This is a genomic window from Hwanghaeella grinnelliae (assembly GCF_004005845.1).
GTDB classification, from domain to species: Bacteria; Pseudomonadota; Alphaproteobacteria; order UBA8366; family Aestuariispiraceae; genus Hwanghaeella; species Hwanghaeella grinnelliae.
On the sequence record NZ_SADE01000001.1, the window covers coordinates 1183591 to 1199161 of the forward strand.

The 15571-nt window shown below is 60.0% G+C and carries 13 protein-coding genes; 7 read left to right on the top strand and 6 right to left on the bottom strand.

What is annotated here, in order from left to right:
• Nucleotides 1-34 precede the first annotated feature (34 nt).
• The 5 genes from EOI86_RS05380 to EOI86_RS05400 all read right to left on the bottom strand — a co-directional run bounded on the left by EOI86_RS05380 (nucleotide 35) and on the right by EOI86_RS05400 (nucleotide 8629).
• Nucleotides 35-3172, bottom strand: a complete 3138-nt coding sequence (locus EOI86_RS05380) for a cyclic nucleotide-binding domain-containing protein (RefSeq protein WP_127764077.1) — start codon at nucleotides 3170-3172, stop codon at nucleotides 35-37.
• Nucleotides 3173-3297: 125 nt separating this feature from the next.
• Complete coding sequence (locus EOI86_RS05385) at nucleotides 3298-5529, bottom strand: adenylate/guanylate cyclase domain-containing protein (RefSeq protein WP_127764078.1); 2232 nt, start codon at nucleotides 5527-5529, stop codon at nucleotides 3298-3300.
• 59 nt (nucleotides 5530-5588) lie between these two features.
• The gene (locus EOI86_RS05390) at nucleotides 5589-6242 is read right to left on the bottom strand and encodes a hypothetical protein (protein ID WP_127764079.1); all 654 of its coding nucleotides are present in this window, start codon (nucleotides 6240-6242) and stop codon (nucleotides 5589-5591) included.
• 134 nt (nucleotides 6243-6376) lie between these two features.
• The gene (locus EOI86_RS05395; RefSeq protein WP_127764080.1) at nucleotides 6377-7822 is read right to left on the bottom strand and encodes a mannose-1-phosphate guanylyltransferase/mannose-6-phosphate isomerase; all 1446 of its coding nucleotides are present in this window, start codon (nucleotides 7820-7822) and stop codon (nucleotides 6377-6379) included.
• Between the two features lie 39 nt (nucleotides 7823-7861).
• Nucleotides 7862-8629 carry an NAD kinase gene (locus EOI86_RS05400; protein ID WP_127764081.1) on the bottom strand — a complete coding sequence of 256 codons (768 nt, stop codon included), beginning with the start codon at nucleotides 8627-8629 and terminating at the stop codon, nucleotides 7862-7864.
• Nucleotides 8630-8820: 191 nt separating this feature from the next.
• Between EOI86_RS05400 and EOI86_RS05405 the strand changes: the two genes are divergently transcribed.
• The 3 genes from EOI86_RS05405 to EOI86_RS05415 all read left to right on the top strand — a co-directional run bounded on the left by EOI86_RS05405 (nucleotide 8821) and on the right by EOI86_RS05415 (nucleotide 10467).
• Complete coding sequence (locus EOI86_RS05405; RefSeq protein WP_127764082.1) at nucleotides 8821-9351, top strand: hypothetical protein; 531 nt, start codon at nucleotides 8821-8823, stop codon at nucleotides 9349-9351.
• Nucleotides 9352-9363: 12 nt separating this feature from the next.
• The gene (locus tag EOI86_RS05410) at nucleotides 9364-9759 is read left to right on the top strand and encodes a nuclear transport factor 2 family protein (protein ID WP_240035574.1); all 396 of its coding nucleotides are present in this window, start codon (nucleotides 9364-9366) and stop codon (nucleotides 9757-9759) included.
• Between the two features lie 150 nt (nucleotides 9760-9909).
• Nucleotides 9910-10467 (top strand): PAS domain-containing protein, encoded by a 558-nt coding sequence (locus EOI86_RS05415; RefSeq protein WP_127764083.1) that lies wholly within the window; start codon nucleotides 9910-9912, stop codon nucleotides 10465-10467.
• Between the two features lie 33 nt (nucleotides 10468-10500).
• Here EOI86_RS05415 and moaA read toward each other — a convergent pair whose 3' ends face one another.
• Nucleotides 10501-11493 (bottom strand): GTP 3',8-cyclase MoaA, encoded by a 993-nt coding sequence (gene moaA, locus EOI86_RS05420; protein WP_127764084.1) that lies wholly within the window; start codon nucleotides 11491-11493, stop codon nucleotides 10501-10503.
• Nucleotides 11494-11666: 173 nt separating this feature from the next.
• Between moaA and EOI86_RS05425 the strand changes: the two genes are divergently transcribed.
• The 4 genes from EOI86_RS05425 to mobA all read left to right on the top strand — a co-directional run bounded on the left by EOI86_RS05425 (nucleotide 11667) and on the right by mobA (nucleotide 15307).
• Nucleotides 11667-12572, top strand: coding sequence for a diacylglycerol/lipid kinase family protein (locus tag EOI86_RS05425; RefSeq protein WP_127764085.1), 906 nt, complete (start codon nucleotides 11667-11669; stop codon nucleotides 12570-12572).
• A 113-nt stretch (nucleotides 12573-12685) separates the two neighbouring features.
• Complete coding sequence (gene fdhD / locus EOI86_RS05430) at nucleotides 12686-13636, top strand: formate dehydrogenase accessory sulfurtransferase FdhD (protein WP_127764086.1); 951 nt, start codon at nucleotides 12686-12688, stop codon at nucleotides 13634-13636.
• The gene (locus EOI86_RS05435) at nucleotides 13581-14636 is read left to right on the top strand and encodes a diguanylate cyclase (RefSeq protein ID WP_127764087.1); all 1056 of its coding nucleotides are present in this window, start codon (nucleotides 13581-13583) and stop codon (nucleotides 14634-14636) included. The genes fdhD and EOI86_RS05435 overlap by 56 nt, the downstream gene beginning before the upstream one ends.
• On the top strand, nucleotides 14633-15307 hold the full coding sequence (gene mobA, locus EOI86_RS05440; RefSeq protein ID WP_127764088.1) for a molybdenum cofactor guanylyltransferase MobA: 675 nt from the start codon (nucleotides 14633-14635) through the stop codon (nucleotides 15305-15307). The genes EOI86_RS05435 and mobA overlap by 4 nt, the downstream gene beginning before the upstream one ends.
• The last annotated feature ends 264 nt before the right edge of the window (nucleotides 15308-15571 follow it).

Here is a 15571-nt window from a genome sequence, read left to right on the forward strand (position 1 = left end):
TGCTGCGGCGGGCCAGGGCCCGCCGCACGGCATTTTATTTCCGGGAGTTCAGTTCCGCCGTGGTCTTCAGCAGGCGTTGGCCCAGGTCCCGTGTCATTTCGAACGAGAAATACGGATCCTGCCGCGCCAGTTCCACAAAGACGTCGCGGTTGAGGCGCAATGCCGTCAGCGCCGTGCGGGCGCGGACCGTTGCCGACCGGGGCGTATCGCATAGCATGGCCAATTCACCCAGGACCTGGCCGCGCTTCATGACATAGAGGATCGTCTCGTCCCCATTCGCACCTTCCAAAACCACTTCGGCCTCGCCGTCCAGCACGACGAAGGCGGCATCGCCCTGGTCGCCCTGTTTGACCATTTCCTCGCCGGGTTCATAGGTTTTGCGGTCACTGGTAAAGGCAAGAAGACGAAGCTTGCTGGAATCCAGGTTTGCGAAAAGCGGCAATTCCCGAAGGAACTTTGTTTCCGCGCCGAGCGCCGCCGAGGTGTCGATGCTTTCCTCTTCCTCGACGGTTTCCGGCGGCCCGGCGGCGACCTCGGCCGCTTCGCCATGCAGTGGCGTCAGCCGGCCGTTTGTCAGTTCGAATACATGATCGAATTCGATATCTTTCGCGGGCGCGCTGTCGACCCAGATGAAGGTGGTGTCCGGCAGTTCGGCGAACAGGCGCGATACGATCCGTTGCTGCGCTTCGGTATCGAGTGCGCCGAAGGCTTCGTTGACGATGCAGATATCGGGCTTGGTCAGGATCGTGCGTACGACGGCTATTTTTTGGCGCTGCATGGCGGAAAGCCGCGTTCCGCCGATCCCGACGGGGAATTCGAAGGCCGCCGTCAGGATGTCTTCCCACAAACCCAGTTCAGCGACGATGCCGACCATGGCTTCCAGGATCTTGTCCGTCGCATCGGCGCGGCCATGGACGATGCGGCCGAACAGGACGTTGTCCAGGATCGAGACGCCGTTGTTGTATCCGTCGGGGTCGAACTTCCGAATTTTCGTGCCGAACAGTTCCGGGTGCTTTTCGTGCAGTCGATGGCGCAACTTGACCACGGTCTCACGCAGTTCATCGTCAATCAGGCCCAAGCGGTGACGCTGCGGGATCAATTTGAAGGGCAGGGACATCACAAGGTCCCGTTCATCGTCGTTCAGGCTATCGATACCGTCCTGTTTCGCGTGGCGAATGACGGTTTTGAATTCCGGCAGCAATTCTTCATCGACGAAGGAATACTGCTCGAAGAAGGGATGGCCCGGCGGTAGCCCCTGAAACAATTCCAGCATCAATTCTGCGCAGCGCATCCCGATATCCAGAAAGCGGGGGCGCATGTCAAACTCGTCGAGAATGCTCAGAATAATGGGGTTGGCCCCCATGTTCTCCTTTCTGAACTCGTCCGCGGCGGGTTTCCCGAACAGGACGTTTTCGGCGATCGTGCTATAGGTGTTGAACAGTTCGTAATCGTAGCTCTGAACCAGATCCTCGATGCCGCGTTCGTCAAGAACCTCGCGCATGCGGTGCCGCGCCTTCAACAGTTTCTCGACCATATCCGGGTGTTTCTTCGGGTCGATTTGCTGGCGCAGACCCAGTGAGTAGAGTTCCTCGTCCAATTCGAAACGTTCAAGCAGTTTAGCTGTGTGCGTCATCAGATCGGCGCGGTTCTCGTATCCCACGGCCTGATAGTCGGTCCAGTCGCCATTGAAGGGGAACGGCGAGTTCCCGGTCGCCAGCGCTTCATCCAGATCGCGTTCCCATTCCTCCGGGTTTTCCGAGGGCAATTCTGGCGGGAGGTGCTGGAGCCCCAGAAACAGATTGGTTTCGATCGAGGCGTTGAAAAATATACTGTTTCCCGTGAGGACGGCCATCCGCCGGCCGGTGACCGCTTCATGGAGATGGGCGAGGTCCATGTCACCGACTTGGATCTTGCCGCTTGTCGGCATCATGAGGCGGCCCAGCACCGCGGTCGCGGCTTCCTTTGCCGTGCCGTTGTTGGACAGGATTGCCGTGCGCGACCCGACCGGCAGTTTGAAGGTAGCGCCGTCGAGCAGTTTGACGCCGTCTTCGTCGATGTAACTCAGGCTCTTTGCCTCGATATCCAGGTTCAGGCGCGGAATCTCTTCCGGGGGATTTTCCTGCAGCTCTTCCGGCAGCATCCTGTCCGGCGCGAATTGGCTGGTAACCGCTTCATACTTGATGGTGGCATCCGCCATCTGATTGTAATAGCCGAGCAGTTCCTTCCACGGCGCGGCGAGGTCCTTATAGGCGGCAAGCGCCGCGACAAGCGCGCCGACGGACAAAGACCCGTTGATGACGAGATATCCCCCGACGGAAAAGAAGAAGAAGGGGGTCAGCTGGTTCATGAAGTTGTTGACGAACTTCATGAAGAACTTGCGCTGATAGATTTCGAAGCGGATCCAGAAAATCTTACCCAGACGGTGGCCCATATCGGCCAGGATATAGCGGGACGTATCCTGTGAATGGATGTCCTGCACCCCGCCGATGACTTCGCCGATCCGGCCGGAAAGCGCGCGGACATGCTTCACGCGTTCCTTGCCCAACAGGTTCACTTTGCGCTGCAGCTTCGGGATGACATAGCCTTGGACCGGGATCATCGCGAAAGCGGCAAGACCGATGCGCCAGTCCTGGGCGAACATGAACGCCATGATGGTGGCGAATTGCCCGCCCTGGAACGCGACGAGCACATAGGCGTCGCCGAAGAATCCGCCAAGCGGTTCGACCTCCTGCGCGACCATGCTGACGACTTCGCCCTGCGAGGTGCGGCGGAATTCCGGCAATGGGAAACGCAGTGTTCTGTTTAAAAGGATATAGCGCATGCGGCGCAGCAGCCGTTCGGCCATCACGCCTTTATAGGTATTGATGCGCAGTTTGAACCCGCCGTTGATGAAAACCAGGGCCAGGAATATCCCGCAGAGCGTGAACAGATAGGGCAATTGATCCATCAGGATCCCGTCCCATCCGAACTGGACCCCGAAAAGGTCGATGTCGAAGGCGAAAAGATGCGCCGGGAAGCGGCCTTCTTGGGTGTCGATGGCCTTGTTGATGATCGTCTTAGGAAGGTCCAGGGAGAAATAGAGGAATGGGAAGGAAACAAGCGTCAGCGCCAATGCAGTCAGCTGTTGTGTGCTGCTGTACCGCCATATGAACTTGAACATACTACGGTCCATCGTGCCGCCCCCAAATACCCAAACCAGGCGCTCTCGAAAATGAGGGACGCACCTGCTTTGCGTAACGTTGTTACAGGCCGAAAACCGAATATTTCCTTAAGATTCTCCCCAGGAAGGTCGGCGGCCTATTTCTTGTCCAGATCCAAGACGCCGTCCCAACCCTCGGACGGCGGCGACGCCAACATCTCCCGCGTTCGGTCGCGCGCGTAAGCGGCGGCCTTATCCCCCTTGCCGGCGAGTGCGTCGAATACTCCTATCGCGTCATCAAATTTCCTTGACCACCGAAGCTGCAACCCTGCCTCAAATTGGTCCCGCTGCACAAGAACCTCTTGCGATACCGCGCCTTTTTCCCCCAAAGGCTCACGCAAGGTGACCGGCGTGTCGCGCCCGACCACGCGAACACGATCAATGACCCGCCATTCGAAGTCGTCCTTGCACTGTTCCCAGGTCGTATCGCCGACCAGCAGGGTTGTGCCGAATTGCTTGTTCACGGATTCCAACCGCGCGGCCAGGTTCACATTGTCGCCGAAAACCGTGTAGTTGGCCCGTTGCGCGCCGCCGACATTGCCCACCGTCATCTCACCCGAATTGACGCCAAGGCGGGTTACGACCTCCGTCCCCTCCGGCAGGTTCACCAGGTATTCCTTGAAGACGTCCTGGCTTTCCGCCAATCGTTTCTGGATGCCAAGGCAGCAGGAAACCGCGTCGCGGGCATGGTTCGGGTCGTCCTTCGGCGCGCCGAAAATCGCCATCACCGCGTCCCCGATATACTTGTCCAGAATGCCGTTATGGTCGCGCAGGGCCTCGTCGAAGATATTGAAATATTCGTTCAGGAACGAAATCAGGTCTTCCGGTGGCAGGTTTTCCGAGAAAGAGGAAAAACCGGCGATATCGGAAAACAGCACCGACACCTCGCGCGTTTCCCCGCCGAGAACCGGGGGCGAGCCGCTGTCGATCATCTCGTCGATCACTGACGGGTCCAGGTAGAATTTGAACGCCTCGTGGATCAACGCGCGTTCCTTATCCGTCGAAATGAAGCGATATCCGATGCTGGCACCCAGGCACAGAATGCCCGCGAATAGCGGCGCGCTGAGCGGCAGGACATAGGATTCCCGGAACGCGGCCGTGGCGATCGCGGTCCATACAAGGCCGATGATCACGGCCAAGGGGGCGGATTTTTGCGGCCGGAGGCCCAGCGCGAGCACCACAATCACGCCGGCGACCGACAACACGCACAGAATGCCGAGCCAGCTCGGTGACTCCTGCAACGCGTTGTTGCGGACAATGTTGTTGATCGCCGTCGCGTGCAGATAGACACCGGGGGTCGGGGTTCGCGCTTCGGCCGGCGCGAACTCATACCCTTCCGAACACGGGGCGGGCGCGCCTTCGAAATCGGCATGGGTGACGAACCTGTTCGACGAAACCTTCCGGTCATCAAGGTTGCTGACCAGACCGAAAAGAACGGCTTTGCCCTCGAAATGACGCTTGAAATAGTCGCTGTTCCCCGCCCGTGCGCAGGCCAGCAGGTCGGCGAAGGAAAAAGTCGGTATGGCGCCGACGCCCGTATCGAAGTTGAGCAGGACGGCATTGTTTCCATAGGAGGGCAGAACCGCTTCACCCAGTTTGATCGTGCCATCCGGATCGATCGTGGCGGAATTTCCTGTCAGCCTCGAAGCGAGTTCGAACGCCATGCCGGTTTGAAACGCGACCTCGCCGTGCTGGTCCTTCGCCTGCACGAAATAGGGAACGCCTCGGACGCCGCCATCCCTGTCCGGATGCGCCAGCAAGGAACGGATGTTGGGTTCGCCGCCCACTTGCCGCCGGTATCCTGGAAAAGGTTGAAGGTCTTCCACATCGCCGGAACTGTCGAAGACGCCGAAGGAAACCTTCCCAAGCAGCAGGCGGCCTTGTTTCAAGCCGTATTTGCGCAGGCTGAGCAAAAGGGGTTTATCGAACCGTTTGTCGGCAACGAAGGCGGCCGGCGAGGTAGGCAGGATAATATCCCACCCATAGTACGCGGCACCGTTCTCCAGCACCGCGTTCTGGACTTCCGCCATTTGAGGGGTCCACAGGATGCTGGGCCTGCCGGCAAGTTCGGGTGCGATATAGCTGGCTTCATCGATCGCCACGACCACGGCCGACGACGAGGCAGGGGCGGCATGTTGCGGCGCAATCTGTTCGCGCAGCCAGTGCAGGGCGTCTATGTCGAAGCCTTTGAGGTACCAGGTGTGTGAGATCGTCAGAGCGATCATCGCGGTGACCAGCGCGATCAGCAGGCCGGCAATTCCCATATGAAGGCGCTGAACGGCGGACTTGCCGGGTACGGTGGGTTTTCTGACACTCTCCGGCCCCGTCACGTTCGTTCAATCCTCAATACTGAGAAAGGTCCGGTCAAGGCCGTCACTCGTCCCTGCGATCAAAAAGGCAGAAGGCGCGCCAGGGCAGAGGCGCCACTGCCTTCGGCGAGGCGAGAGATCTTGAAAATCACTTCCCGTTCACCCGCTTTCGCTTTGTAGGTTCCGCCTGGCGTCAAGGCGATCTTTGCCTTGGCAAAGTCTACCACGGCACCGGTGGCGGAGACACGGTGAATGACTTCCTCCGTATCCAACCGGGATATTTCCACCGCTTCCGCGGGTTGGCTCAATTTGACCAAGGGGCTTACACCGAAGAGTATCCGGCTCGCGTTGAGTTCATCCGTGCCGGCATCCCTGAATGCCGCCGCGCCGGCTTCCTGTTCGGCGCCGACTTGGGCGACGACGGGACCGCTGTCGCAATCCACATAACCGGAGTCCTTCTTACCGCCGGAAACCGCGCTTTCATTTTCACCGACCGTAACCGTGCCGCCGGTAATCGTTTCCTGAACGCAAGAACGCAGGTATCCGATAACGATTGTTTCGTCGGCGGCGAGTTTTATGGTTTGGCCGGGTTCCAGATAATCCAACAGCTGTACATCGTCGCGGTCGGACGTAATGTCCTCTACCAGTGCCGAAGGCTCGGCCTGGGCGGCACCGGCCGCAAGAATGCTCGCAAAACCCAGTGCAATCGGCATCCTCAAGACTTTGAAACGCATTGTGACCTCCTCAAAACCATCCGTCGGGATGGCGAAATCCCCATTTGGGGCATCCTAACGCCACCACGCCCAGGATACTAGAGTTCCGCGGTATTCGGGTCTGTGTCTCCGGTCACATTTCTACGGAAATAGAATTACGTCCGCCCGTAAGTGTCTTCCAGGCGTTCGATATCGTCTTCGCCGACATAGGAGCCGACCTGTACTTCAATCAGGTGCAGGGCTTCCTCGCCGGGGTTTTCCAGGCGGTGTTGCTCCATCACGGGAATGAAGGTGGATTCGTTTTCCCGCAGCACGATCACCTTGTCGCCGCGTGTGACTTTGGCGACCCCGGTGACCACCACCCAATGTTCCGACCGGTATTGATGCCGCTGCAGGGAGAGCGTCGCGCCCGGTTTGACGATCAATCGTTTGACGCGGAAGCCCGGACCCGCATCGATATCCTGATACGATCCCCAGGGTCGGTAGACGAGGGGGTGTTCGCGGGCCTGTTTCTTCCCCGCTGCCGTCATCTCGGCGACCAGGTCCTTGACCTCAGCCGTGCGATCCGACTGGGCGACCAGGACCGCATCGCCGGTGGCGACGACCGTGACGCCCTCCATGCCGATCACCGCCAGGGACTTGCCGTCCTCCGCGCGCAGATAGCTTTCCTTTGTGTCGCGCAGGTTCACATCGCCCGCGATGACATTGCCGGCGTCGTCGCGGGGCGACAGTTCCCACAGGGCCTGCCAGGCGCCGACATCGCTCCAGCCGATTTCAGTCGGTACGACGGCGGCCTTCGCGGTTTGCTCCATGATGGCGACGTCGATGGATTCCGACGGGCAGGCGGCAAAGGCCTCGGCGGACAAGCGCAGGAAATCGAGATCCGTCCGCGCGCCTGCCAATGCGTCCCGGCAGGCGGCGACCATGGCAGGCACCAAGCGTTCCGCTTCCGCCAGGAAGGTATCGACGCGTAAGACGAACATGCCGCTATTCCAGGCGAAGCCGCCTTCCGCCAACATCGCTTCCGCGCGTTCACGCTGCGGTTTCTCGACGAAGCGATCGACGGTGAAGGCGCCCGGGATGGCGGGAAGCGCCGCGCCCTGTTTGATATAGCCGTATCCCGTCTCAGGCTTGGTCGCCGTCATGCCGAAGGTCACCAGGTATCCCTGCCGGGCCGCTTCCGCGGCGGCAGCCAGGCCGCGATGCAGGCCTTCCGTGTCGCGGATGATGTGATCCGACGGCAGCAGGATCATCACGCCTTCCGGGTCCTTGGCCGCGATGTGAAGCGCCGCGACGATGGCGGCGGGTGCGGTATTGCGTGCGCAGGGCTCCAGGATGATTTCAGCGCGGTCGATATCGGCTGCGCGCAATTGCTCGGCAACCAGGAAGCGGTGCTCGTCATTGGAAATCGTCACCGGCGCGCCATAGCGGGATTTGACGGCGAAGCGCATCGCGGTTTGCTGCAGCAGGGTCAGGTCTTCGACCGCGCCGTTCGTATCCCCGGCGGTCAAGGCCAGGAATTGTTTCGGGAAGGTTGCCCGGCTGAGTGGCCAAAGCCTGGTGCCGGAACCGCCGGAAAGGATGACGGGATAAAGGGTCAAGGTCGGGTCCTAGTCGGCTGCCGTTCGTACTATCGCAAATCAGGCGGTAAACTGCTCTTTCAAAATGCGTTCTTCAAGGTCGTGCTCGGCATCGAAAAGGGCGGTGGCGAAACGGTCCAGGTCTTCCATGACGGTCACGCGTTTAACGTCGCGGATTTCCGAGGCGTCGGCCACCGCACTGACGGGCCGCTTTTTCGATTCCAGTACTTCAAAGTCGATCTTTGCATTATGCGGCAACAATGCGCCGCGCCAGCGCCGCGGCCGGAACGGGCTGATTGGGGTGAGGGCGAGGATCCCGGACCCCATGGGGACGATCGGCCCATGCGCGGACAGGTTATAGGCCGTGCTACCGGCGGGGGTGGAAACGATCACGCCGTCGCAGGTGAGGCTGGGCAACCGTTCCACGCCGTCGATCAGGATACGGATCTTCGCCGCCTGGCGGGTCTCTCGGAAAAGGGAAACTTCGTTGATTGCGATGGCTTCGGCGTTCTCGCCGGATTCCGTAACCACCTTCATGACCAGCGGATAAAGGCGAACGGACTCTGCCGCCAGCAGGCGCGCAGGCAGTTCGTTCGGGTCGTATGCATTCATCAGGAAGCCGACCGTGCCGCGGTTCATACCGAAAACCGGTTTTGCCAGGGCGAGGGAGTCGTGCATCGCCTGCAGCATGTAACCGTCCCCGCCCAAGGCGACGATGATATCCGCCTCGGTGACTGGTACGTGGTCGTACAGGCTCATCAATTCGGACCGGGCGGCTTGGGCCATCGGCGTATCCGCGGCCACGAAGGCCATTTTCAACTCGGTCATGCGCGCCCTTCCGCCCATATATGTCATTATGCTTTGGGAATTTTCCGGTTCGCCCGACATCCCTTTTCCGGCACTGTATCGTCCAGCCGGTTTGCCGACCGAGACCCGTTGATCCACTATTCCCTATAGTGGGACGCGCCTTTAGTCTGTTGTTGTATAGCGTCTGCCCCCGGATCACGAAAGTGAGAGAGATGACATTGACTTATGATCACCGTGCGGAACGCCGGTTCACCTGTCGGCCATTTGCGGTTCTGTTTCTCGTGTGCGCCGTTCTTGCCAGTCTCACCGGGGCCGGCGATGCCGCCCAGGCGGAAAGCAAGCATGAAGGATATTATTATCCGCCGCCCAGTTCCGAGGAAACATATGTCGCCCGTGTCGATACGATGCCGGAAGCCAACCGGCGGACCCGGATTGCCTTCGTCACCGGGCTGACCGCGCAGCAATCGCAGAGCGCCTATCCGCCTACCTATCATCTGTTCGCGAAAGGGGACGGGGCGCAGAAGTTCATTCTGGTTTCGGTCGACCGGGACAAATACTCGACGCTGTATCAACTGCGCGCCCTGCTGGCAGCGATGACGGCGCTGACCCGTAACACACCCTTGTTCCAGGACTCCGCGATGCCGGAGAACCTGACATTTCTGGATTTGTGCAAGCTGATGGGGGTTCAGGAGATCGTGGTGTCCAACGGCGTGGCGGTCGCTCACCGGATCAATATCAAATAGGCGCCGATCGGTATGATGACCGAAGAAACGGCCCTGTTCGCCAACGAAGCCTTCTATGCCGCGTTTCGGGAAGGCGATTTTCCTGCCATGGCGGCTCTTTGGGCGAGTGCGGCGAACCAGTGCTGTATTCATCCGATGTGGGAACCCTTCTTCGGGCGTGAAGCGGTTCTAGAAAGTTGGCGGGAGATTTTGCAGAACGCACCGCCGATCGAATGTCAGGCCCCCTATGTGATCGCCACACCGGCGATGGCGACGGTATTCTGTTTCGAGAAGATCGAAGAGACCTTTCTGTCGGCAACGAACGTTTTCATTTTGGAAGACGGCCGCCCCCGCATGGTTCATCATCAGGCCGGCGCCACACGCGGCAGGCCGAAAGCGGGTCTGACGCGGAGCAGGGTGATCAATTAACGATGGGTTCCGGCAACTTTTTGCCCTGATCACGATTTGCGCTGATCACGATTTGCGCTGATCACGATTTGCGCTGGCTTTCGGCATGTTCGCTCGGCTAGGTTCCCGGAGGGCTGGGGGGCTTGCTACATGTCGAATTGAGTTTTCAAAATGCCCCCTGCAGAGTCTGGCGAAACACAGCCCGTTTCCGGAGCTGAGAAAATCGCGACCTTCCTGGAATCCCGGAATGTTCTGCGATTCTTCGATTATTGGCGTTCCAAGCGAACGGGGCGGGGCTTGCCGTCCCGCAGAGATATCGACCCGATCGAGATCCCCTGGGCGCTGCCTTGGATATTCCTGATGGATTATGAGGTTCCGGAAACCTTCCGCTTTCGGTTGGCGGGCCAGGAATTGGTGGACGTCTTCGGGCGGCGTTTGAAGGGCAGCACCTTGAAGGACGTATTGTCGGACGAGGTATTTCCCCAAGTGACGGAACGCTGGCTGCCGTTAGTCAATTCCCGTGCGGCGATTTGCATGAAGGGGATGGTCTATGAGGTGAAGGGCAGGCTTCCCATCGGCGAGCGGATCGTACTCCCTTTGGCGGATGAGCCTGATGGTCCTGTCACCGGATTGGCCGGGGTGACGATTTTTTCTTGGGTTCCGGAGGGCGCTTTGCCGGAAAGAAAGCCGGCGGAGGTTTTGACCGTTCCCATTGATACGATTTTCTGATCGGCCAGCCTTGGAACCCGATCGGCTGTAAATTCAGCCGCCCGTGACGCTCATATGGCGGACATTGCTCTTGGCGCCGCGGCGGCGGTCGATGACGAAGTCGTGGCCCTTGGGTTTGCGGCTGATGGCTTCGTGGATGGCATCGACCAGAAGCGCGTCGTCATCGCTGGCGCGCAGTGCGGTGCGCAGGTCGGCCGCGTCTTCCTGGCCCAGGCACATGAACAGCGTCCCCGTGCAGGTCAACCGAACGCGGTTGCAGCTTTCGCAGAAATTATGGGTAAGCGGTGTGATAAAGCCCAGCCGCCCGCCGGTTTCCCGAACGCGCGAATAGCGGGCAGGCCCGCCGGTCGTGTAGTCGATTTCGTCCAATGTCCACCGTTTCGCCAGTTCGGCGCGAACCATGGAAAGCGGCCAATACTGATCGACGCGCTCCGCGTCGCCGATTTCGCCCATCGGCATGACTTCGATGAAGGTCAGGTCGAAGCCCTCGCGCCCGCACCAGGCAACGAGGTCGTGGATTTCACCGTCATTCACGCCTTTCAGCGCGACGGCGTTGATCTTTACGTCCAGCCCGGCGCTTTTCGCGGCTTCCAGACCCGCCATGACCTTGTCGAGTTTACCCCACCGGGTGATCGACAGAAACTTGGCCGGGTCGAGCGTGTCGAGGGATACGTTGATGCGGCGCACGCCGGCCTTGTACAGGTCGTCGGCGTATTTGGTCAGCTGGCTCGCATTGGTGGTCAGGGTCAGCTCATTAAGCTTGCCGGTCTTCAGGTGACGTCCCAGCCGGTCGATCAGCCACATGATGTTGCGGCGAACCAACGGCTCACCACCGGTCAGGCGCAGCTTGTTCACGCCAAGCTCGACGAAAGCGCTGCACAACCGGTCCAGTTCCTCAAGTGACAGCACATCCGATTTAGGCAAAAAGGTCATGTCTTCCGACATGCAATAGACACAGCGGAAGTCGCAGCGGTCGGTAACCGATACGCGTAGGTAGGAGATATGTCGGCCGAACGGATCAATCATGGCACACATCTTTAGTGCCGGGGCCTGGAAATCAAGCCCGACCGATGCACAATATCGGAAAAAGACCGTGAACGGGGGAACCTGAGCGTCCGGAAGGGCGTTATCCACCGTGACGAATCCAATCCATCGTTCTAATCCATCGAACCGAATCTAATCATTGGAGTCCTGACACCGTGCGGATACGCGCCGTTCTCAATCGCGAGGGGGGAACCCTCAAGACCATGGATCTTGAGATGTTCTCCGATCATCTGCGGGAGGTTTTCGGCCGCGAGGGGCACGACTTCGACGTTTGCCTGGTGAATGGCAAGGAAATGGAAGACGCCCTGGAACAAGAAACCTCGGCCGGGGATCTGGATGCGATCATTGCCGGGGGCGGGGACGGCACCGTCAGTTGCGCGGCGGCCCATGCCTGGAAGAACGGCATGCCCTTGGGCGTTCTGCCGGCCGGTACCATGAATCTGTTTGCACGCTCCATCGGTGTTCCGCTGGATATCATGGTGGCGGCCTCCGCGCTGGCCCGGGCGCCGGTTCGGCAGTGCGACATCGGGACGGCGAATGGCAGACCTTTCGTGCATCAAATCTCCGTCGGGATGCAGTCGCGCATGATCGACGAACGGAAACGCAGCAGCCACAAATCGCGTTTCGGTAAGATCCTCGCCAGCGTGTCGGCGACCTTTTCGATGCTTTCCCGCCCGCCGAGATTTCCGGCCGTGGTGACCGTTGACGGGGAAAGGGTCGCGGATGGCAGGTTCAGCGTCGTCTCGATTTCGAATAATCCGTTCGGGGAAGGGCATCTGCCCTATGCGGACCGATTGGACCAGGGCGTGTTGGGGGTTTACCACGCCGCTGCGCTGGACCGGGGCGCCTCGGCGCGTCTGACCACCGATTTGATCATGGGAAGCTGGGCCGGCAATTCCGATTTCAAAACCGGGTCGGGCCGCAAGGTCGAGCTTGAATTTCCGCGGCCGAAACGATCCGCACGGGTGGTTGTCGATGGCGAATTGATCCGTTTGGCGCCGAAAGTCAGCGTCGAGATTCATCCAGGCGAGTTGAAGCTGTTGGTGCCGACGGCAGATTGACGACAGCCGGAAGACTGTCGTTCAGTTCCCGGGCGGTTCACTGGCGGTTGCCGGTTTGGGGATTGAGTTCCATATTCATGGGAACAATTTCAACAACCCGCAGGCTACCGGGGATGACCGCGCAAAAGGCTGGAAACGACAAGTTCGCGCTGCCGAAGATCGGCGCCGGGGGCGATGTGCCGCAGGACGGGCCCATCGTCGTGCCCGACCCGGACGACCCGCGCCTGACCGAAGCGGTGACCGGCATCGATCATCAAGGACGTCAGGTCGAAACGCGCGTCGTCGTCGAACGGCCGTTGACGCTGTATCTCAATGGGCAGGAGATCGTCACCAATATGACGATCGGCGACCATCCGGAATATCTGGCGGTCGGCTATCTGTTGAATCAGAACATGCTGCGGGCCGACGATAGAATTATCGCCGTCGACTATGACGACGATATCGAGACGATCGTCGTGCGGACCGAACGCAGCACCAATTTCGAGGAAAAGCTGAAGAAGAAGGTGCGCACGTCGGGTTGTGCCCAGGGGACGGTCTTCGGCGATTTGATGGAAAAGTTCGAGGATGTGGCCCTGCCGAAAGCGGCGCGGATCCATACCTCATGGCTGCATCACCTGACCAAGGCGATCAATACCATGCCCAGCCTGTATCTGGCCGCAGGCGCGATCCATGGCTGCGTCTTGTGCCAGGGCGACAAGCCTTTGATCTATATGGAAGATGTGGGCCGCCACAATGCGGTCGACAAGATCGCGGGCTACATGCATCTGAACGGCATTTCGCCGGACGATAAGATCTTCTACACGACCGGCCGCCTGACATCGGAAATGGTCATCAAGACGGTTCAGATGGGCATTCCCATCCTGGTGTCGCGCTCGGGCTTTACGGCTTGGGGGGTCGACTTGGCGCGGCAGGCCGGCTTGACCCTGATCGGCCGGGCCAAGGGGCGCCGCTTCATTGCCCTTGCCGGGGAAGAGCGCATTGTCTTCGACGCTGTCCCGGCGGAAGCCGATGACGAAGACGCGCGTCATAAGCGGAAAGCGAGCCTGCCCGATGACGCCGTCTGACGAAACGGGCAGGGGCGCTAAGAATCGCGCTGCGGCGAAGGGGTCGGAAACGGGCGCGGAACGGCGCGGTCCTGATCGCCCGCCGGCCTGCAAGCCGCAGGACGTACTCGGCGCGCTCGACGAAGGCGTCGATGAACTGCGCCGTTTCATGCAGGCCTGGCACCGTTCCATCGTGTGCGGCAAGCCGCCGGATAGGCGGGTGATGGCGCTCGACTCCCATATGCAGACCCAGTTCGGAAAATGGATGTCGGAACGGTCCGGCGACGGTTTATTGCAGCAGCCCGCCTTTGAGGAACTGACCCGCTCCCACCGGCAGATCCATGAACAAGCGCGCCGTTTGGCCAATGTCGTGCTGGAGGGACAGCCGATCCGCACGGCCGAATACGATGGGCTTATCAATCATGTAAGCCGGTTCTACGATCAATCCCGCCGGCTGCGGGACGCTTTCGCCAAGCTGGTATCGGAAATCGATCCGCTGACCGGTCTGCATAACCGCCAGATCATGGCGCATGACCTGGATGTGGAATTCGAACGCGGGCAGCGCACCGGCGGCCCGCTTTGCTTGGCGCTGACCGATATCGACCACTTCAAGCGGGTCAACGACACCTATGGCCATGCCGCCGGGGACGTGGTGCTGGCCAGTGTCGCCGGGCGCTTCCAATCGAATTTGCGGCCCTATGATTCCATCTACCGTTATGGCGGGGAGGAATTCCTGATCACCTTGCCGAACGCCAATACGGGGACCGCGATTTCGGTGTTGGAGCGTCTGCGCGGCGCGTTGGAAACCGCGCCGATCGCGCTTTCCGACGGCACCCGATTGCCGGTCACGGCCTCGTTCGGGATCGTGCGCGTGAAATACGATATTCCGCTGAAACAGTCGATCGAGCGGGCCGATAAGGCGCTTTATGCGGCGAAACAGGGGGGGCGCAACCGCGTCGTCACCTGGAGCGAAGCGCTGGAGACAGAGACGCTTGAAGATCAGGCGGAGGAAGAAGAATGAACGGGGAGGGGATGCGTCTTTGCGGCATCCTGCTGGCCGGCGGACAATCCCGGCGTATGGGGGGCGGTGACAAATGCCTTCGCGCCCTTGCCGGCAAGACCGTGCTGGCCCGGATCATCGGGCGGATTGGGCCACAGGTCGACACCCTTGTGCTGAACGCCAACGGCGATACGGCTAGGTTCGCTGAGTATGGGTTGCGTGTGATTCCGGATGCGATCGGCGATTTCGCCGGTCCCTTGGCGGGCGTGCTGACAGGGATGGAATGGGCGTCCCAACACGGGCATCCCACAAACGGCCCCGATAAGGGCGGTGAGGTTACCGTCGACAGCGGCTACACGCATATTCTGACCGTGCCGACCGATGCGCCATTTCTGCCCACGGACCTTGTAGAGCGGCTTGCGGCCCCAATACAGGCTGGAGAAGCGGATATGACCTGTGCGATGTCGGATGGACGCACCCATCCGGTCGTGGGTATCTGGCCAATATCACTTGCCGGTGACTTGCGCCGCGCGATGGTGGATGAGGATATCCGCAAGGTCGACCGTTGGACGGCCCGTCACCGGTTGGCGGAGGTTCCCTTCGGGACAGAGCCTTTCGATCCGTTCTTCAATATGAATCGTCCGGAAGATGCGCAACAGGCGGCGGAATATGCCGCGCTTGTCGACAGATAGGCCCGACAGGCCGGATCACCCTTTCAGTTGAAGTGAGCGTGCCGCGCCATTCCACCGCGACATCCCCCAATATCTTTTTGCGCGGGCAAAAAAAATGGCCCCACGGCGAAATGCCGAGGGGCCAGTATTGGGAGGAAACGTAAACTCTACAAAGGGTACTCGTACTAACCGTCCGAAAAATGGACCTAAGCTGTTCGGGGCGGAGTATGCCCCGTTTCCGGGCCTTTGCCCCGGCCGTCCCTGGGAGGAAGCGAACGGGCCGAA